This is a genomic window from Arthrobacter sp. AZCC_0090, from assembly GCF_014207375.1.
Classification (GTDB): domain Bacteria; phylum Actinomycetota; class Actinomycetes; order Actinomycetales; family Micrococcaceae; genus Arthrobacter.
Genome location: NZ_JACHEE010000001.1, coordinates 254,063 through 273,285, shown reverse-complemented (window position 1 = coordinate 273,285; position 19,223 = coordinate 254,063). Strand labels below are relative to the sequence as shown.

The window sequence follows — 19,223 nt, the reverse complement described above, 5'->3', positions numbered from 1 at the left end:
ACAGGGCCACTATCCACGTCGTAGGCAAGAACGGAGCAGACAGGGAGACAGCCCACGCGAGCAAGGCAGACGGGACCAACCGCAGATCGATGCGGCTACCGGGCTCCTGGGCGTCTACATGCCCCGACGGCGCGGACCGCGGAGCATTTGCTTGCCCGTTTCCCTTCATGCAGGATCACCAACCATGTCAGACCGTCACCAAAGGCAGCAGGGTTTCCATCATCTTCGGTCCGACACCATCAACGGCATCGAGATCTTCCACCGCCGCGAACGGACCGTGCTGCTGCCGCCACTCGACGATGCGTTTTGCGAGGACGGGACCTACTTTCGGCAAGGCGTCGAGTTCCTCAGCCGTCGCAGTATTGAGGTTAAGCTTTCCTCCCGCAGAGGTTCCGGCTCCCGAGCTCCCGCTATCAGGAGCGCCCACGGTCCCGCCAGCGGTTCCGGCCGCTGGCTCAGGAACGGGCTCCCCTGTCCGCGGAACATGGATCTTGGCAGCGTCCTGCACTACCGCGGCAAGGTTGAGACTGTTCAGCTCGGCGGCCGGCTCTGCGCCCCCAGCAGCGGCGATAGCATCAAACACCCGCGCTCCGGCGGGCAACGTGACGATCCCGGGATTCTTCACGGCACCGGCGACATGGACAGTAAGCTGGCCGCCCCGCGATTCGGGCGAGTTTTCCCCTGCATTGCTTCCGCCGACGCGTGGCGTTGCACCCGCAAACGAACTGCGGACCAAGGGTTCCACCGTTGGCTGGCCGGTCCACGCCTGCCAGGCGAACCACAACAGCAACAGAAGGCAAGGAACGGCCAGCAGGATGGCTACTCGCCAAGGCGTTCGCCAGCGGAGACGCACGGAAACCCGCGCCTCGTCCCCTTCGGTGCCGGGCCCGGAGGCGCCGAGGACCGGGCCGGCCAAGTGGGAAGTATCGTTGCCACGTGCAGCCGATGGGTGCAGGGGCAGCAGTGGCTCCGTCCCGCTCCTGGGCCTGACATGGGCGCCGGGCTCTGTTGAGGACGAACCGAGGCTGGCAGCGAACCGGCGCCGGGCCATGCGTGCCGCATCGTCAGCTCGAGAAGCTCCGTTCCTGCGTGGCATAACCTCGAGCCTAGAACCGTCCATGGGCCAGCGGCGGGCAGTAACGGCGATATGTGGACAGGCCACCATCAAGGGTCCTTGTGGAGGATGAGTCGCCGTCGAGCCGCCTTTGCCAGACCATTTGATCCAGATCGAGACCAAGGAGAATCGCTAGTCTCCTTTTTAGTAAAACGTCTTGACTAAAATGTCCCCCGCTCCTAGCATTTGAGTGTTGCGGGCTGGGCGGCCGCGGGGAGATCGGCTACCCATTGGGTATTTTGATCCCACCCACTCACTCTCCATTGGCATCAGGCATGCGGCCTGTCCAAGTAGCGAGAGGCCGCATTCGCGTAGGAGCGAATCAGAATGGCCAAGCTGGAAACATCCGAACTCACCGCCGCACTCAATCAATCCAATGCAAGCTGGACCGCGCGCGACACGCCGCAGTCTCAACTTACCGACGAAGACAAAACAGCACTCTTAGGCGTCATTTTCACCGCTGCCGACATCGCCCTGAGGGAAGCTGGGGTGCCGCGTGACTTTTCCTCGCCGCCTGCCGGTCTACCCTCGGAGTTGGACTGGCGAAGCAACAACGGAAACCACGTGACCGCCGTTAAAGACCAGAAATACTGCGGATCCTGCGTCTCGTTCGGTTGCACCGCCGTGGTTGAATCCATGGCCTCGATCGAGCTGGGCCAATTGCTGGACCTTTCCGAAGCCGATTCGCATTTCAATTCAAGTCATGGCCCGTCATGTGGGGGCTGGGACACGGATTCCTGCATGTCCCAGCTGCAGGCCCGGGGAGAAGTCAGCGAAGGCGTCTTGGGGTACATGAGTGCGTTCGACAACCCTCCGGTTATCGATCCGGCTACGTCCTTATGGAAGCCGTATGTCCGGCCGACTCCCAACCGCGCGAGCACGCAGGTTTCGATCACGAGCCATGGACTCATTACCGACCTCAATGCCCGCAAGCAGTACTTGCATGATCACGGCCCGATGGCGGCCTGCTTCGATGTCTACGATGATTTCTACCACTACTCCAGCGGAGTCTATTCCCGCCAGAGCGGTGCCCTACGAGGCGGACACTGCGTTGAAGTGATCGGGTATTCCGATTCCGAGCAATGTTGGATCGCGAAGAACTCGTGGGGAACAGGCTGGGGTATGGCCGGCTTCTTCAAGATCGGGTATGGCCAATGCAACTTTGACGTCTACGCGTGGGCCACTGCGCAGGGCGTCAAAGTCCCCGCAACCCCGTCTTGGCAAGGCTGGGAAGGTCTTGGCGGGATCATCACCTCGAAGCCGTCCGCCGTTTCCTGGGCCGCGAATCGGATCGACGTCGTAGCGCGCGGCACCGATTCCGCCATGTACCACCGATGGTGGGACGGCTCAGCGTGGAACGGCTGGGAGTCCTTGGGCGGAGACTGCCAGAGCGGCCCCGCCATCTGTTCGTGGGGTTCCGGCAGGCTGGATACCTTCGTTGTAGGTACCGATCACCAGCTTTACCACAAGTGGTTTGACGGTGGTTGGAGCAACTGGGAGGCTCTTGGAGGGATGCTGTCTTCTGATCCGGCAGCCGTTTCCTGGGGTCCAAATCGGATCGACGTCTTCGCTCGCGGGATGGACTCCGCCATGTGGCACTTGTGGTGGGACGGTAGCAACTGGGGAGGCTGGGAAAGCCTGGGTGGTGTCCTCGACTCAGCTCCCGCGGCGGCATCGTGGGCGGCGAATCGTCTGGACACGTTCGTCAAAGGTACCGACAGTCAGCTCTACCACCAGTGGTGGGCCGGTGCAGGATGGAGTGGGTGGGAAAACCTAGGCGGCTACGTTGGCGGGGATCCCGGAGCCGTTTCCTGGGGTCCGAACCGGATCGACATCTTCTACCCCGGCTCCACGTTCACCATGATGCACAAATGGTGGGACAATGCCTGGAGCGGCGAAGAAAGCCTCGGCGGCACCTTGTCATCCGGCGTCGGAGTCAGTTCCTGGGCGTCCGGGCGCTTGGACTGCTTCGTGGAAGGGACCGACTCGGCGATGTACCACAAGTGGTATGCCTGACAGAGAGGGCCGGTGCCAGTACACGTGATCACGGTAAAAAGCGGCGAACTCTTTATCATCGAGCTTCCAGCGAACCCGTCCACTGGCTACCAATGGTCCGTCGTGGATGTTCCCCACGCGTTGGAACTGGTTGAGGAACACTTCACGCCAGCCATTACCGGAACTACTGCGGCCGGGGTCCCGGCCGCAGTAGGCTCCGGGGGCATACATACCTTCAATTTCATGGCCAATGGGACAGGCGAAGTCGAAATTCAGTTTGACCTCAAACGGGTCTGGGAATCGGAGGCAATCGAGCGCCGGAAGTTCACTGTCCTGGTCAGTTGACATCCGTGGGCATCAAGCCCGCTAAAGGTCAGCGATGACCTGGCGCTGGCCCTCATATCCAGGAGTACTGCTTTCCCCAACAACCACAGCCAAAACGCCAAGACCGGCGTGAGCTGCCAAGACGGCAGGCAGGGCACTGATCTGTGCTGGCGGGCAACCCGGGCAGTTCTCCCCGAGCCGCGACGCGAGCAGTTCGGCCTCAGCCAGGTTTCCAAAATGGTGCACGGCGAGCCGGGATTGTCCTGACGGCCGGGAATTGACATCCGCAGCAACGATTTCTTCAAGCCGGGCGACGGCCTTGGCCGCCGAGCGCACCTTCTCGAGCGGCACGATCTTGCCGCCGTCGACCGCAAGGATCGGTTTGATGGACAACATTGTCCCGAGCAAGGACGCGGCAGCGCCGATTCGTCCCCCGCGCCGGAGCTGCTCGAGGCTCGGTACATAAAAGTAGACCTTGGTGCGACTCAATCGTTCCTCGGCGAAGCGACGGACTTCGGTCGCAGAACGGCCGTCTGCTGCTGCGACGAGCGCACTTTGGACACCCATGCCTTGCGCCATTCCCACGGTGCGGGAGTCCAGGACCTCGACGGGAATTGAAACGCGCTGCGCAGCCAACCGGGCGGCATCGGCAGTGCCGGACAGCCCTGCGGAAATGTGGATGGAGACCACAGCGTCGAAGCCGCGATCCCGCGCTGCGAGATAAGCCTGTTCGAACTGCCCGGGCGAAGGACGGGATGTCTTTACTGGCGATCCGGCCGCCAAGGCCACCGCGAGTGTCTGGGTGATGTCGTCTTCACCCTCGCCGTAGATTTCTTCGCCCACCATAACAGGCATCGGTACGACGGCGAGGCGCCCGTCGGCAATGAACGCCTTGACCCATTCGGCCGGGAGGGCGGCTGCCGAGTCAGTGACGACGGCGGTGCGCACGGCGACCGGCGACGGTTCAGCGCTGGCGCGACCCGGCGTTGTGGACTGGCGTAGGCGGGCCAAACGTACCTTGAGCCACAACCATGCGGGTGGTTCGCGGTCCGTCAACGATGCCTCCTGGGCTGCTGGCCGGCCGCCGGCAAGCACCGGCGGCCGGATACCCGGCTAGGCCGGGACGATGTTGACCAGTTTAGGCGCGCGCACGATCACCGTGCGGATGCCACGGCCATCGAGTGCGCGCTGCACGTTTTCACTGGCCAGGGCGAGTTCGCGAAGTGCGTCCTCACTGATGTCAGGGGACACCTCGAGGCGGTCGCGGACTTTCCCCTGGACCTGCACCACAGCCGTGACAGTGTCCTGGACAAGAAGCGAAGCATCATGGGAGGGCCAGCCAGCATTCGCTACAGAGGCCGGGTGGCCCAACTGGTTCCACAAGTCCTCCGCCGTGTAAGGCGCGAAGAGGCTCAGGATGATTGCTACTGCCTCGGCGGCTTCGCGGACGGCGGGATCTGCGCCACCGGCCCCGGAATCGATGGTCTTGCGGGTCGCGTTGACGAGTTCCATCAGCTTGGCCACCACGACGTTGAACTTGTTGTTGTCCAACAGCTCTGCGGCGTCAGCGATGGTCCTGTGGGTCACGGTGCGCAGCGCGCGGTCACCGGTGGAGACATCGACGCCGGGCTCGCTCGCGACGTCCTGGCCGAGGCGCCAGGCACGGGCAAGGAACTTCGCCGAGCCAGACGGCGAGACATCCGCCCAGTCGACGTCGTCTTCGGGCGGGGAGGCAAAGACCATGGTCAAGCGGACGGCGTCGACGCCGAACTTGTCCAGTTGCTCGCCAAGATCGACGCCGTTGCCGAGGGACTTGCTCATGGCCTTGCCGCCGTTGAGGACCTGGCCCTGGTTGAGCAGGGCGCTGAAGGGTTCGTCCGCGGCGAGCAGGCCCATGTCGTGGATGACCTTTGTGAAGAAGCGCGCGTAGAGCAAGTGCAGGATGGCGTGTTCCACGCCCCCCACGTATTGGCCCACCGGCATCCAGTCGTTGATCTTGGCTGGATCAAACGGTCCTTCGGTGTAGTGCGGGGAAACGAAGCGCAGGAAGTACCAGGACGAGTCAACGAAGGTGTCCATCGTGTCTGTGTCGCGCTGGGCGGCCCGTCCGCAGTTCGGGCACTCGACGTTGACCCACTCCAATGCCGCGGCAAGCGGGGACGTGCCTCGCGGCGACAGCGCCTCTCCGCGCAGGTTTTCAGGCAGCCTGACGGGCAGCTGATCGTCCGGCACCGGCACCTCGCCGCATTCGGCACAGTGGATGATGGGGATCGGGGTTCCCCAGAAACGCTGGCGGCTCAGGAGCCAGTCGCGCAGGCGGAAGTTCACGAACTTCTCCCCTGTGCCCAGCTTCTCCAGGATGTCGATGGCTGCAGGGATGGCCTCGGCCTTGGACAATCCGTCCAGTTCGCCCGAGTTCATCAGGGTGCCTTCGCCGGCGGTCGCAACACCGGTTTCGGCAGGGTCCTCCCCACCGGTGTTCAGCACCGGACGCACCGGCAGGCCAAAGGCCCGGGCGAAATCCAGGTCGCGCTGGTCGTGGGCAGGTACTGCCATGATGGCGCCGGTGCCGTAGTCGGCAAGCACGTAGTCAGCGGCCCAGACGGGCAGCTTTTCGCCGTTGAGGGGGTTGATCGCGTAGCGGCCGGTGAACACGCCGGTCTTCTCGCGCTCCGTGGACTGGCGCTCGATGTCCGACAGGGCCTTGACCTTTTCGCGGTAGGCCATGAGGGAGTCGTGGTGTTCGGGCGTGACCAAGTCCAGGGCCAGATGCGCGTCCGCGGCGACAACGAAGAACGTCGCCCCGTACAGGGTGTCCGGGCGCGTGGTAAAGACAGTGACTTCGCGCTCGGCGCGGCTATCGGTGGCTTCGATGACGAACCGCACGTGTGCGCCCTCGGAGCGGCCGATCCAGTTGCGTTGCATTGCGAGCACGCGCTCGGGCCAGTGCCCCTGCAGTTCTGACATGTCGTCCAGCAGGCGATCAGCGTAATCGGTGATCTTGAAATACCACTGGTTCAGGGACTTCTTGGTGACAGGGGTTCCACAGCGTTCGCAAGCGCCGTTGACCACTTGCTCGTTCGCCAGGACGGTCAGGTCCTTCGGGCACCAGTTGACCGGTGAGTCCTTGCGGTAGGCCAGGCCGCGCTCGTAGAAGCGCTTGAACAGCCACTGAGTCCAGCGGTAGTACTCCGGGTCCGAAGTATGGAGCCGGCGGGACCAATCGGCAGAGATGGCATAGCGCTTGAACGACGCAGCCTGGGTATCGATGTTGGCGTAGGTCCACTCGCTGGGGTGCGCGTTGCGCTTGATGGCTGCGTTCTCCGCAGGCAGGCCGAAGGAGTCCCAGCCGATGGGGTGCAGGACATCGAAGCCCTTCTGACGGAGGTACCGCGCCACGACGTCGCCCATCGCGAAGGCCTCGGCGTGGCCCATGTGGAGGTCGCCTGAAGGGTAGGGGAACATGTCCAGGACATAGCGCCGCTCACGGGATCCATCGTCAACAGGGGTGAAGACCTTGAGGTCTTCCCAGACCTGTGGCCACTTGGCTTCCATCGAGGCGAAGCTGTAGACACCCTCCTCGGGCGTCTCCCCTGCCACTGTTGACTGTGCTCCGGTTTCTGTCTCCGGCTGAACGCTCACTGCTGCCCTCTTCTGTTCTTCCATGACGGTTTTGCCTCCTGCTCCGGGTCCCGGAAGGTCCCGGACACACAAAAGCCCCTCGGCAAGGAGGGGCGGCCGCTCGGTTCGCGATGTCTAAGAATCGACGTCAACCGGGCGGCTAGCTAAGCAGAAGGATCGCACGCATAAAGCCACCTTACCGCTTTGTTATGTGTTGTGTGCAAACACGGAACAGACGCCGCGAGTAGGTGAAGGTTGAGGGAGGCCGCACTTCGCCCGGGTGTGGTGGGCACCGCGAAGCGGGCGGGGCAAGTGCGGCCTTCCTCAACCGACGGTTGAGCCTACTTAACGTCCTCGTCCACCCAATCCATGGACTTGGTCACTGCCTTCTTCCACAGCCGCATCTGGCGGTCCCGCTCGGCGTCGTCCATCTGCGGCTCCCAGCGCTTGTCCTCGCCCCAGTTGGCGCTGAGTTCGCCCAGGTCTTTCCAGAAGCCGACGGCGAGGCCTGCCGCATAGGCTGCACCGAGGGCCGTGGTTTCCACGACCTTCGGACGGACCACGGGCACGCCCAGGATGTCGGCCTGGAACTGCATGAGCGCCTCATTGGCGACCATGCCGCCGTCGACCTTCAGCTCGGTCAGCGGAACGCCCGAGTCAGCGTTGACGGCGTCGAGCACTTCGCGGGTCTGGAAGGCGGTGGCCTCCAGGGCCGCGCGGGCGATGTGGCCCTTGTTGGCAAAACGGGTCAGGCCCACGATGGCTCCGCGGGCGTCAGCGCGCCAGTACGGGGCGAACAAGCCGGAGAACGCGGGCACGATGTATACGCCACCGTTGTCCGCGACTCCGGAGGCCAGCGTCTCCACCTCGGGAGCTGAGCTGATCATGCCGAGGTTGTCGCGCAGCCACTGGATCAGTGAACCGGTGACGGCGATGGAACCTTCCAGCGCGTAGTGCGGTTTGGCATCGCCCAGCTTGTAGCCAAGCGTGGTCAAGAGGCCGTTCTTGGAGTGGACGATCTCCTCGCCGGTGTTGAAGATCAGGAAGCAGCCCGTGCCGTAGGTGTTCTTGGCTTCGCCGGCCTGGAATGCCGCCTGGCCAAAGGTTGCTGCTTGCTGGTCACCCAGGATGCCGGCGACGGGTACCTCGCGCAGCAGTTGGGAGGTGTGCACGTTGCCGTAGACCTCGGAGGAGGACTTGATGGCAGGCATCATCGACGCCGGTACGCCAAACGCGTCCAGGATGTCCTGGTCCCACTGCAAGGTGTCGAGGTCCATGAACATGGTGCGCGAGGCGTTGGTGACGTCCGTGGCGTGCACGCCGCCGTCGACGCCGCCTGTCAGGTTCCACAGGACCCAGCAGTCGGTGTTGCCGAAGATGAGGTCCCCGGCTTCGGCCTTGGCGCGCGCGCCTTCAACGTTGTCCAGGATCCATTTGATCTTGGTGCCGGAGAAGTAGGTTGCCAGAGGCAGGCCGACTTTCTGCTTGAATCGTTCGGGTCCACCGTCCTGGGCCAACTCGTCAACGATCGACTGTGTGCGGGTGTCCTGCCAGACGATCGCGTTGTAGATGGGTTCGCCCGTGTTCTTGTCCCACACGACGGCGGTTTCGCGCTGGTTGGTGATGCCGACGGCGGCGATGTCGTGCCGGGTCAGGTTGGCTTTGGACAACGCCGAGCCAATGACCTCGCGGGTGTTGTCCCAGATTTCGACCGGGTTGTGCTCCACCCATCCGGCCTGCGGGAAGATCTGCTCGTGTTCCATCTGGCCGGAGGAAACGATGTTTCCCGAGTGGTCAAAAACGATGGCCCGCGAGCTGGTGGTTCCCTGGTCAATGGCGATGACATATTGCGACATTATGACGTCCTTGTCTGGTTGCTTTGGTGCGGATGCGGGATAAGTGTCTGAGCGTGTACTACTTGGCGATGGTTGCCATGATCGGCACTGAGTGGGCAACGAGGCCCGCGATGGTCCCGCCAAGGAGCGGTCCGACCACCGGAACCCACGAGTATGCCCAGTCGCTGGAGCCCTTGCCCTTGATCGGCAGAATGGCGTGGGCGATACGCGGGCCGAGGTCACGGGCGGGGTTGATCGCATAGCCTGTGGGTCCGCCAAGGGACGCGCCGATACCCACGACGAGCAATGCCACCGCGAGCGGCCCGAGGCCGGACGGAGTGCCACCGAAGGTCAGGATCACGAACACGAGCACGAACGTTCCGATGATTTCGGTGACCAGATTCCAGGGGTAGGAGCGGATCGCCGGACCCGTGGAGAACACTGCAAGCTTGCTGGCTGCCAGCGGCTCGGCGTCGAAGTGCTGCTTGTGGGCGAGCCACGCGAAGATGGCGCCCAGGAAGGCACCGGTCAGTTCTCCACCGAAGTAGGTGAACGTGGATGCCGCGCTCACGGCTACCCCCGGGGCGAACTCGGCCTTGCCATCAACCAAGAGGCCAAGCGTGACAGCCGGGTTCAAGTGTGCACCGGACATAGCCGCTACGTACACACCTGCAAATACAGCGATGCCCCAGCCAAAATTCACCATCAGGAACCCGCCATTGTTACCCTTTGTGCCTTTCAAGGCGACGTTTGCCACAACGCCACAACCGAGCAGGGTAAGCATTCCGGTTCCGAACACTTCGGAAAGGAAAACAATTCCGAGAGACATCTTTGACTCCTCATTTTCTTCTGTTGTCAGCCCCGCAGATTTGTTGGGGGCCGTTGGGCCGGCGTCTGTTAGCGCCGTCCCGGTTGCCGCGCTCCCTAGCGGAGCGGAGCGCCGCAACCCTTGTGTCCCGGCTTCATGGCCAGAACAATCAAGCTGATGTGACGTACATTACGTTCAGGCGACGAGGCTGTGAACAGTCACGCCATGAAAACGCAGAAGGACATTCTGTGCGTGCTGGATTTCCGCGTCGCGCTTCGCTGAATCCCAGGCAAGCTGCCCGGAAAGGATTTCGGCGACTTCGTTGAGCAACTCCCCCGTCACGAGGCCCCGGAAGGCCAGGGAGGTGCGGCGAATGAGGACATCCACGAGGTGCCCGATCTGTTCGTTGGCGGCCATGAATTCCAACTCCCGAACGCTGAGCTCGTTCGTGGAGCGCAGTTTCCGGTCCTCGCCTGCATGGAGGTAGGCAATGACATCCTCAGCGCGAGTGCCGTAGCGCGTCAGCAAGCCGCTGACCCGATCGGCGTCGAGGCCGGGCGCCATGTGCTTCTTGACCCAGTCTTGGATTCCGTCTTCGCTGTTCGGGAAGCCGGAGCCGCCCCCGATGGCGAGCTTCGCCGTCGAGATCTTCCGTTCCATGCCCAGTTCGCGGAGGACATCGTTGCTCAGGTGTTCGGCGAGGGCCCGGAAGGTGGTCCATTTTCCGCCGATCAATGAGAGGACGACGGCGGCCTTGCCGCCAAGGGCGGCCGCGGCACCGGAGGCTGGGCGCTCGCTCCGTTCGATGCGGTAATCGCGGGACACGAAGCCCGGCTGTGTGTCATCGTGGCGCGGAAGCGGTCGGACGCCGGCGAAACTGTAGACGATCTGGCTGCGATCCACCATGATGGAGGGGAAGACATAGCCCACGAGGTCGAAGAAGTAGTCAATCTCGGCTTCGGTGCACACGGCGTCCTGGGCCATGTCGGCCTCGACGTCGGTGGTCCCCACCAGGACACGATCGCCCATTGGGTAGATCAGCACGATCCGTCCGTCGGTGTGTTCGAAGAAGATTTCGCGACCGCCGCAGGCTGCGAGCAGTTCCGGGTGGTCCAACACAATGTGCGAGCCTTTGGTCCCTCCCATGAAACTGCTCGCGGCCCCCATGGCCTCGTTGGTGAGGTCCACCCACGCGCCGGTGGTGTTGACGATGACGTCGGCCTGGAAGCTGAATTCCTCACCGGTGAGTTCATCGCGCAGCACGACGGAACCGGCCGCGGACGAGTCCATGGAGACGAGCGAGACGTAGTTGCTGGCGCGGGCGCTGCCACCCGGCAGGCCACTTCCGATGCCAGCTTTTTCACCGTCCTGGAGCACATCGAGCGTGAGTCGCTCGGGATTGTGCACGGATGCGTCGAAATAGGTGGCGGCGTATTTGATGCCTGGGTGCAAGCTCGGCAATTCGGCCAGTGCCTTCGCCCTGCCGCGGAACTGATGGCGAGGGACGCTGCCGCCGTCGCGGGAGAAGAAGTCATACATGCTCAGTCCGAGCTTGATAAGGAAGGCGCCGCGTTCCTTCGGCTTGCCTTGCTTGTGCGTGAGGAAGCGGGTGGGGGCGGACAGCATCCCGGAAAAGGTGCTGAAAATCGGGATGGTTGTCTGCAGCGGCTTGACGTAGTGGGGTGCAATCTTCAGGAGGCGGTTGCGCTCGACGACGGATTCCTGCACGAGGCGGAATTCGCCGTTCTCGAGGTAGCGGATGCCTCCGTGGATCATGTGGGACGAGGCTCCGCTGGCGCCCTGGCAGTAGTCGCCGCGCTCCACGAGGGCAACGTCCACGCCCTGCAATGCCAGATCGCGGAATGTGCCGACGCCGTTGATGCCGCCACCGATAATCAGCACCTGGGCTTGCGGCCGTTCGCGAAGTGCTGAAGCCGAGGTACGGCGAGGTGATCCCGCTGCGGAACCATAAAAGCTGTTGTGTCCCAAAACTGCTCCCTTGGGCTTTGGTATGTGCGTTGCATCACTTGACGTCGCACCTTGCACAACTATTCTTCGAAGGAGTGGAAAATGAAATCAAGCTATTTGCACAAACGTGCAGAACGGAACTGAGATGCCACGATCACGACATTCGGAAGCCCTCCGGGCAGCGCAGATGTACTACCTCCAGGACCTCACGATGGACGCCATCGCCCGCGAACTCCGGACCTCGCGCTCGACGGTGTCCCGCTTGCTGTCCTCGGCACGGGAGTCGGGACTGGTGCAGGTCCAGATCCGGAGTCCACTTGACTCCGCGCCCGAACTGGAGCGGATGATCCGCAGTCACTATGGTGTCGATGTACACGTGGTGCCTGTCCTGGACACCTTGAACGAGGCGGAAACCCTTGACAGGGTGGCGATGCAGGCAGCACGGACCATCGGACCGCTCGTCGATTCGAACGCCATTATCGGGGTGGCCTGGGGTGCGACCATCAGCGCCGTCAGCAGGCACCTGACCCGCAAGATCACCCACGACAGCACCATCGTCCAGCTCAACGGCGCGGGCAACATGCAAACCACGGGCATCACGTACGCCAGTGACATCATGCGGCGCTTCGGCATCGCCTACGGAGCCCGGGTGGAACAGTTCCCCGTTCCTGCTTTCTTCGACCACGCTTCCACCAAGACCGCCATGTGGAATGAGCGCAGCGTCCAACGCGTGCTCGACCTCCAAGCCAGGATGAGCATCGCGATCTTCGGTGTTGGGTCTGTCCATTCGGACTACCCCAGCCACGTTTACGCGGGTGGCTACCTCGACGAAACTGACCTTAATCTGCTGGCCAGCTCGGACGTCGTAGGCGATGTTGCCACGGTCTTCTTCCGCGCCGATGGCTCTTCCGACGGGATTACCCTCAACGAGCGTTCCACCGGCCCGAGTCACGAGCAACTAAGGCAGGTCCGCCGCCGCATCTGCGTCGTTTCGGGTGCATCCAAGATCAATGGCCTGCGTGGAGCCCTGGCGGCTCGGCTTGCAACGGATCTCATCCTGGACGAGGCCACCGCCAAGCGCCTGGTTAGTTTCGGGAGCCCATCCTGAATATTTGACTGATCCTGAATCATTCCCGGCACCGAGGTAGGTAGAGTCTTGGCTATGAAACCCTCGCCTCGGCTCAGTCTCAACAACGGCGTCTTGATTGACCAGTTGGGGTTCGGGCTCTACAAAGTGCCGCCGGCGGACGCCACGTCTTTGGTCGCCACAGCGCTGGGCGCCGGCTACAGGCACTTCGATACAGCCGCAATGTATGGCAACGAGACCGGCGTAGGCAGGGGTATAGGCAGCGCCGTCATACCCCCGGCCGGCGTGGACGGCAACACGGGAGGCTCCGGGGAGGGCACGCACTCGCTCTCCCGCGAAGACGTCTTTGTCACCACGAAGCTCTGGAATGACGACCACGGCTATGACTCCACTCTCCGGGCTTTCGATAGCTCCATGGCCAATCTCGGCCTGGACTACGTCGATCTGTACCTGATCCACTGGCCTTGCGCCGGGCGCGGCCTGTTCCAGGAAAGCTACCGGGCCATGGAGACCATGTACCGAGAAGGCCGCGTCCGCGCGATCGGAGTCTCTAATTTCCAGCCGGCACATCTTGAATCGCTGATGCAGAAGGCCGAAGTGGTTCCAGCCGTGAACCAGATTGAACTGCACCCGTGGCTGCAACAGCCCCGGCTCCGCACCCTGCACGAGCAGTTGCGCATCCGCACCGAGGCGTGGAGCCCGCTGGGCCGTGGACAGGTCCTCCAAGATCCGGCCGTCCGGGCGCTCGCGGACAAATACGGCAAAACACCTGCCCAAATCATCATCCGCTGGCACGTCCAGCTCGGGAATATCGTGATCCCCAAGGCGAGCTCCGCCGCACGCATCCAAGAGAACTTCAATGTCTTCGGCTTCGAGCTTGATGCCGAAGACATGGACGGCCTTGCCGCCCTCGAACGCCACCACCGCACCGGGTCACACCCGGACAACGTCAACTAGGACCTGCCGAATGGAACAAGTGGACGCCAACCACTCCCCCGAACCTGCACCGGCCTCCCCGCGGGAGTTCTTCAGCAAGGCCTTGGCCTCCCGGACCAGTGCCTCGGACATCGACCTCGACGGCAGCAACGTGGCCTATTGGTGCTACGAACCGGTTACCGTGACCGCGGACACCCGAACCATCCTGGTCATTCATGGTTTCCGAGGCGACCACCACGGCCTGCTCCGGGTTGTAGACCATTTGCCCGAGATGCGGATCATCATGCCGGACCTTCCCGGATTCGGCAGTTCGGAACCCTTTGCCGGAGACCCCCACACTGTGGAGCGCTATGGAAAGTTCATCACCGGTTTCATGGCCGCCTTGGGGCTTGGCCGGGACACGGTGTTGCTCGGTCATTCCTTCGGGTCCATCGTCGCGAGCCACTTCGCCGCTGCGAACCCAGGTGCCATCCGCCCGCTGATCCTGGTCAATCCCATTGCGGCTCCCGCGCTCGAGGGGCCAAAAGGCCTCATGACCAAGCTCGCGGTCATGTACTACCAGATCTCCGCCAAGCTCCCGCGCCGGTTGGGGCTCGCCGTCTTGCGCAGCCGCCTGATTGTTCGCGTCATGAGCGCCGCCATGGCCAAGACCCGCGACAAGGAGCTCCGTGCCTTCGTCCATGGGCAGCACGATGCGTATTTCTCCGCCTTCGCCGACCGTGCCAGCCTTCTAGAGGCCTTCCGGGCCTCCGTCTCCAGCCATGTGGCCGAGGTTGCCGGCCAACTGGACCTCCCGGTGCTGCTGGTGGCCGGCGAAAAGGATGAGATCGCGCTGCTCCGGGACCAGCACAAACTGGTGGAGCTGTTGCCCGACGGTGCGCTGGTAGTGATTCCCGACGTCGGGCATTTGATCCATTACGAGACACCGGCGCCCGCCGCCGCCGCCATCCGCAGCTTCCTGGAGGAACACCCCGCGTGAAAATCGTCATTGACGCCCGCTTCACCCGCACGGACCATCACGACGGCATCAGCCGCTATGGTTCGAGCCTCATAGCGGCGACGTCCAAGATCGCGGATGTCACCATGCTTATCAACGACAAACGCCAGTTGGCGCTCCTTCCGGACGTCCCCTACGTGCTCATCAGCAGCCCGCTTTCGCCGCGAGAACTATTCGTGGCGCGCGAGGTCAACAAGCTCGGGGCTGATGTGGTGGTTTGCCCTATGCAGACCATGGGAACCCTGGGCCGGAAGTATGGATTGGTCCTGACCTTGCACGATCTCATCTACTATGAGCACCCGGCCCCTCCAGGCTTCCTTCCGGCGCCCGTACGGTTGTTGTGGCGGCTCTACCACAAGGCCTACTGGCCGCAGCGCCTGCTTCTCAATCGCGCGGACGTCGTCGCCACCATCAGCCACACCACCGAGTCGCTCATGGCGAAGTTCAATTTGACCCGGCGGCCGGTGCGGATCGTCGGCAACGCACCCCAGCCAGGACAAACGCCACGCGATCCCTCAGCCGGCGCCGAGAAGTCCCTGCTCTACATGGGCTCGTTCATGCCCTACAAAAACGTGGAGACCATGATCCAGGGCATGTCCGAATTGCCCGGATTCACGCTTCATCTCCTGAGCAGGATCACCCCGCAGCGCCGTGCCGAGCTGGAGCCCCTGGTGCCGCCGGGTGCGCAGGTCGAGTTCCACAACGGCGTCACGGATGCCGAGTACGATTCCCTCTTGATCCGCGCCACGGCCCTCATCAGCCTGTCCAAGGCGGAGGGTTATGGGTTGCCGCTGGTCGAGGCCATGGCGCTCGGCACTCCCGTGATCGCCAGCGACATTCCCATCTTCCGGGAGGTCGGTGCGGATGCCGTGAGCTATGTGCATCCGGAATCGCCCGCCGAATTCGCTGCGGCAGTCAGGGCCCTTGAAAATGAGGAGCTGTGGCAAGCGCGCTCCCGCCGTTCGGTGGAACGCGCGGCCGACTTCAACTGGGACGAATCGGCCCGACAACTATTGGCGGTTGCCGAAGAGGTCGTGGCGATGCGCAGCCGCAAGCGCTAGAGGACATCCACGCCGTCGAGCCGCAGCTGAACGGGCCCCGAGGTGCGTTTCGCCGCGCTGGCAGCTTTGACAGCCCGCATGGCCCTGGTCGCTTCGGCTGCTTGGGCGTAGGGAATGAAGAGCAGCGTCCGGACGTCCGGATCGGCGTCTCGCGCTGTAGAACGTTGCGCAGACAGGGTGAGCGAAACCGGCGCGGGGCCAGCGGTACGCAACCGGATGTTACTGGCCAGGCTTTCGGTGAAATGCACGACGTCGGCCCGCTTGCCTGTGACTGATGCGATCCGCACCGCTGGCGGCAACTGGAGTTCCTGTCGCAGTACCAGCTCCCGGGAGGCATACCCGGCCGGGTCCCAACGCAACAGGGCGCCGGTCGCGGCGGTGTCGTCGGCAGTGATGACCACGAGTCCGCCTTCGCTCGCGGGGCGCACGAGCGCCGCCGCGTTGAACCACCGCCGAACGGTGTCTTCGCCAGCACGAAGATTCTCCCGGCGGAGGAGCGAATTGCCGTCCAAAAGCAGCGCCGCTGCGTAGCCGCCAGGTGCGATCGGTTCGGCGCCCACCGTAGCCACCACCAGCGCGCAGGCGTCTGACACCGTGGATTTGACCTGGTCTCCTGAAGAAGTCACGACGGCCTTGCCTGGAAAAGCCCTGCCCAGCTCTTCCGCGGTCCGGAGCACGCCGGCAGCCCCCCTGCGAAGACGGCCCCCGCCACAATTGCGGCAACGCCATTCCGGAGCCGGTGTGGAGCACCAGCGGCACTGCGGGAGGGCAGCTTGGCCGGCGATCGCGAGCGGCCCCTGGCAATTGTTGCATCTGGCTGGCTCGCGGCAATCCTCGCAAACGAGCGACGGCGCATAACCGGCCCGGGCCACCTGCACCAAGACGGGTCCGCGTTCCAGGCCTTCTTTGGCTGCACGCCACGCGGCGCCGGGCAAGCGTGCAATCCGGGCCAGGGGGTCCCGCTCTTGCTCAAAACTGTCCGCTGTGTTGAGCACGCGTGGCGCGCTGGAGCGAACCACTGTGCGAGGGGGTTCCACCGGCACGGCCCAGCCGCCTTCAACAAGCCGCTGTAGCTCGGTGCTGCGGCTGTGCGCGGCCATGAGGCAAGCCGCAGATTCCTGCTCGGAGCGCAAGAGCAGAATCTCGCGGCTGTGGGCATAGGGAGCGCGCTGGTCGATATGGAGGTCGTCGCCGTCGTCCCAACACACCACAAGCCCAAGGTCCTGGACTGGAGCGTACGCCGCGGACCGCGTACCAATCGCCACTTTGGCTGCGCCGCTCAGTAGCCGAAGGTAGCTCCGGTACCGCGGGGACTGACCGTCGTCGGCCGTCAGCCGTGCGATTTCGCCGGCTGGCAGGACGGCGTCGAGCGCCGCCTCCATGCGGTCGAGATCACGGTAGTCGGGCACAACCACGACGGCGCCCCGCCCCGAGGAACGGACTGCGGCGACTGCAGACGCTACTAGTTCGGGCCAGCCCGCGGCTCCGAAGCCCCGCACCGCAGTGAGGACGGCCCGGGGCGAGCCACCTCCGGCCAGGTGCTGCAGGTACGGTGCGCCGTTGGTGTAGGAAGCCCAGGCTGCTTGAGCCGGGGACACAGCACCCCCAGCAGGGCTGGCAGTCTCGGCTGGCTCCTCCAAGAGGGAATCACCGGAAAGAAGAAGCTTTTCCAAGCCAGCGACGCGCGGCGGAATGGCTGTCCGGAGGACGTCGCTCAGCGTCCCGGCATAACGGGCCGCGACGCTGGAGGCAAGCTCCAGCAAAGACGGCGTCAAGACCTGGATGGGCGAAATCACCTTGAGCAGCGGGCTTAAGGCATGCCCGGCTTCGGAGGATTCCGCACGCTCCAGCACGAAGCCGTTAAGTTCCTGGCCGTTAAAACGCACTTTGACCCGCACGCCGGCCAACGCAGTGCGTTCGAACTCGGCCGGGACGCTGTAGTCGAAGGGCCGGTCCAAATGCGGGAGGGGCGATTCGATCAGGACCCGGGCCACCGGATCGCTTGCCGCGAGGGCTGGCCCATCGGCGTTGGTCCCGCGGACGGGGAAACCCTGCAACAAGGACGGTTGACGGGCCGGCGAAGGCAACGCCAGGGCAAGGGGAAGCAACGAATCATCGCTCATGCTTGCCACCTCCCTGGTTCGGCTCTTGGGTCAAGCCAAACACACACCACCGACAATCAGGCTCCGGTCAGACGAGGCTCCGGCGGAGGCTCCGGCGCAGGCGGGGTCAGGCGTTGAAGAATTCCTTCAGTTCGTCCACCCGGTCCAGCCGTTCCCACGTGAAGTCTGGCTCGTCGCGGCCGAAGTGGCCGTGTGCCGCCGTCTTGGCGTAGATGGGCCGCTTGAGGTCAAGGGCGTCGATGATGGCGCGGGGACGGAGGTCGAAGATCTCCGCAATTGCTTCGCTGATCTTGGCCGGATCAACAGTCTCGGTACCGAAGGTCTCGACGTACGTGCCGACAGGACGCGCCTGGCCGATCGCGTAAGCGATCTGGATTTCTGCGCGCTTTGCCAGCCCCGCGGCCACAACGTTCTTGGCCACCCAGCGCATCGCGTAGGCAGCCGAACGGTCCACCTTCGACGGATCCTTACCGGAGAACGCACCGCCGCCGTGGCGGGCCATGCCGCCGTAAGTATCAACAATGATCTTGCGGCCGGTCAGGCCGGCATCACCGACAGGTCCGCCGATGACAAAGGCGCCAGCGGGATTCAGGATGTTCGCGACGTGGGAGATATCCAGGTTGGACACTGCCAGGACGGGATCGATCACGTGCGCGGCGAGGTCGGCGCGCAGGCGATCAAGGCTGGTACCTTCGGCGTGCTGGCTGGAAATGACCACCGTTTCAACGGAAACCGGGCGGTCGCGGTCGTATCCGACGGTCACCTGCGTCTTGCCGTCAGGCCGCAGGTAGGCGAGTTCGCCGCTCTTGCGGACTTCCGTGAGCCTCTCGGAGAGGCGGTGGGCCAGCCAAATGGGGGTCGGCATGTAGGACGGGGTTTCGTCGCTCGCGTAGCCGAACATGATGCCTTGGTCACCGGCGCCCTGGAGGTCGTAGTCGTCCTCCTGGCGGCCTTCGCGGGCTTCGAGGGAGTTGAAGACGCCGCCGGCGATGTCGTTGGACTGCTGGCCGATCGAGACAGACACGCCGCAACGGGCGCCGTCGAAGCCGTTGGCGGAGGAGTCATAACCGATTCCGAGGATGGTCTCGCGGACGATCTGCGGGATCTCCACGTACGCATCCGTGGTGACCTCGCCAGCCACGTGCACCAGGCCAGTGGTGGCCATGGTCTCAACGGCCACGCGGGACTCAGGGTCTGCTGCCAGGAGCGCGTCAAGGATGGCGTCGCTGATTTGGTCGCAGATCTTGTCCGGGTGCCCTTCCGTCACCGACTCAGAAGTGAAGAGCCGGAGCTTGGACGGGGTTCCGTGGGATTCATGATGCAGCGGTAAAGTCACTCGACTACCTTACTCGGT

General features: G+C 63.6%; 14 protein-coding genes. 6 read left to right on the top strand and 8 right to left on the bottom strand.

The window, feature by feature from the left end; genetic code table 11:
* Window positions 1–187: 187 nt before the first annotated feature.
* The gene (locus tag HNP00_RS01315; RefSeq protein ID WP_184735086.1) at window positions 188–1,096 is read right to left on the bottom strand and encodes a ComEA family DNA-binding protein; all 909 of its coding nucleotides are present in this window, start codon (window positions 1,094–1,096) and stop codon (window positions 188–190) included.
* A gap of 345 nt (window positions 1,097–1,441) precedes the next feature.
* On the opposite strand from HNP00_RS01315, the gene HNP00_RS01310 reads away from it, so the two are divergent.
* Both HNP00_RS01310 and HNP00_RS01305 read left to right on the top strand, forming a co-directional pair.
* Window positions 1,442–3,130, top strand: a complete 1,689-nt coding sequence (locus HNP00_RS01310; RefSeq protein ID WP_184735084.1) for a C1 family peptidase — start codon at window positions 1,442–1,444, stop codon at window positions 3,128–3,130.
* Window positions 3,131–3,142: 12 nt separating this feature from the next.
* The gene (locus HNP00_RS01305) at window positions 3,143–3,454 is read left to right on the top strand and encodes a protease inhibitor I42 family protein (RefSeq protein ID WP_184735082.1); all 312 of its coding nucleotides are present in this window, start codon (window positions 3,143–3,145) and stop codon (window positions 3,452–3,454) included.
* 21 nt (window positions 3,455–3,475) lie between these two features.
* Here the strand turns inward: HNP00_RS01305 and HNP00_RS01300 are convergent, their stop codons facing one another.
* The 5 genes from HNP00_RS01300 to HNP00_RS01280 form a co-directional block, all read right to left on the bottom strand.
* A complete protein-coding gene (locus HNP00_RS01300; RefSeq protein ID WP_184735080.1) occupies window positions 3,476–4,489 on the bottom strand; it encodes a DegV family protein in 1,014 nt (337 codons plus the stop codon).
* Between the two features lie 57 nt (window positions 4,490–4,546).
* Complete coding sequence (leuS, locus tag HNP00_RS01295; RefSeq protein ID WP_184735634.1) at window positions 4,547–7,075, bottom strand: leucine--tRNA ligase; 2,529 nt, start codon at window positions 7,073–7,075, stop codon at window positions 4,547–4,549.
* Between the two features lie 320 nt (window positions 7,076–7,395).
* Window positions 7,396–8,910, bottom strand: coding sequence for a glycerol kinase GlpK (glpK, locus tag HNP00_RS01290; RefSeq protein WP_184735078.1), 1,515 nt, complete (start codon window positions 8,908–8,910; stop codon window positions 7,396–7,398).
* Between the two features lie 58 nt (window positions 8,911–8,968).
* A complete protein-coding gene (locus HNP00_RS01285; RefSeq protein ID WP_184735076.1) occupies window positions 8,969–9,718 on the bottom strand; it encodes an MIP/aquaporin family protein in 750 nt (249 codons plus the stop codon).
* Window positions 9,719–9,892: 174 nt separating this feature from the next.
* Complete coding sequence (locus HNP00_RS01280) at window positions 9,893–11,686, bottom strand: glycerol-3-phosphate dehydrogenase/oxidase (RefSeq protein WP_184735074.1); 1,794 nt, start codon at window positions 11,684–11,686, stop codon at window positions 9,893–9,895.
* A gap of 124 nt (window positions 11,687–11,810) precedes the next feature.
* Here HNP00_RS01280 and HNP00_RS01275 point away from each other — a divergent pair, with 124 nt between their 5' ends.
* Genes HNP00_RS01275 through HNP00_RS01260 form a run of 4 tightly spaced genes read left to right on the top strand, consistent with a single transcriptional unit; the run spans window position 11,811 to window position 15,746 of the window.
* A complete protein-coding gene (locus tag HNP00_RS01275; RefSeq protein WP_184735072.1) occupies window positions 11,811–12,773 on the top strand; it encodes a sugar-binding transcriptional regulator in 963 nt (320 codons plus the stop codon).
* 54 nt (window positions 12,774–12,827) lie between these two features.
* The gene (locus HNP00_RS01270) at window positions 12,828–13,709 is read left to right on the top strand and encodes an aldo/keto reductase (RefSeq protein ID WP_184735070.1); all 882 of its coding nucleotides are present in this window, start codon (window positions 12,828–12,830) and stop codon (window positions 13,707–13,709) included.
* A 10-nt stretch (window positions 13,710–13,719) separates the two neighbouring features.
* Window positions 13,720–14,667 carry an alpha/beta fold hydrolase gene (locus tag HNP00_RS01265; RefSeq protein ID WP_184735068.1) on the top strand — a complete coding sequence of 316 codons (948 nt, stop codon included), beginning with the start codon at window positions 13,720–13,722 and terminating at the stop codon, window positions 14,665–14,667.
* Window positions 14,664–15,746 carry a glycosyltransferase family 1 protein gene (locus HNP00_RS01260; protein ID WP_184735065.1) on the top strand — a complete coding sequence of 361 codons (1,083 nt, stop codon included), beginning with the start codon at window positions 14,664–14,666 and terminating at the stop codon, window positions 15,744–15,746. The genes HNP00_RS01265 and HNP00_RS01260 overlap by 4 nt, the downstream gene beginning before the upstream one ends.
* Here HNP00_RS01260 and HNP00_RS01255 read toward each other — a convergent pair.
* On the bottom strand, window positions 15,743–17,869 hold the full coding sequence (locus HNP00_RS01255; RefSeq protein ID WP_184735063.1) for a primosomal protein N': 2,127 nt from the start codon (window positions 17,867–17,869) through the stop codon (window positions 15,743–15,745). The genes HNP00_RS01260 and HNP00_RS01255 overlap by 4 nt on opposite strands.
* A gap of 106 nt (window positions 17,870–17,975) precedes the next feature.
* Window positions 17,976–19,205 carry a methionine adenosyltransferase gene (gene metK, locus HNP00_RS01250; protein ID WP_184735061.1) on the bottom strand — a complete coding sequence of 410 codons (1,230 nt, stop codon included), beginning with the start codon at window positions 19,203–19,205 and terminating at the stop codon, window positions 17,976–17,978.
* Between the last annotated feature and the right edge of the window lie 18 nt (window positions 19,206–19,223).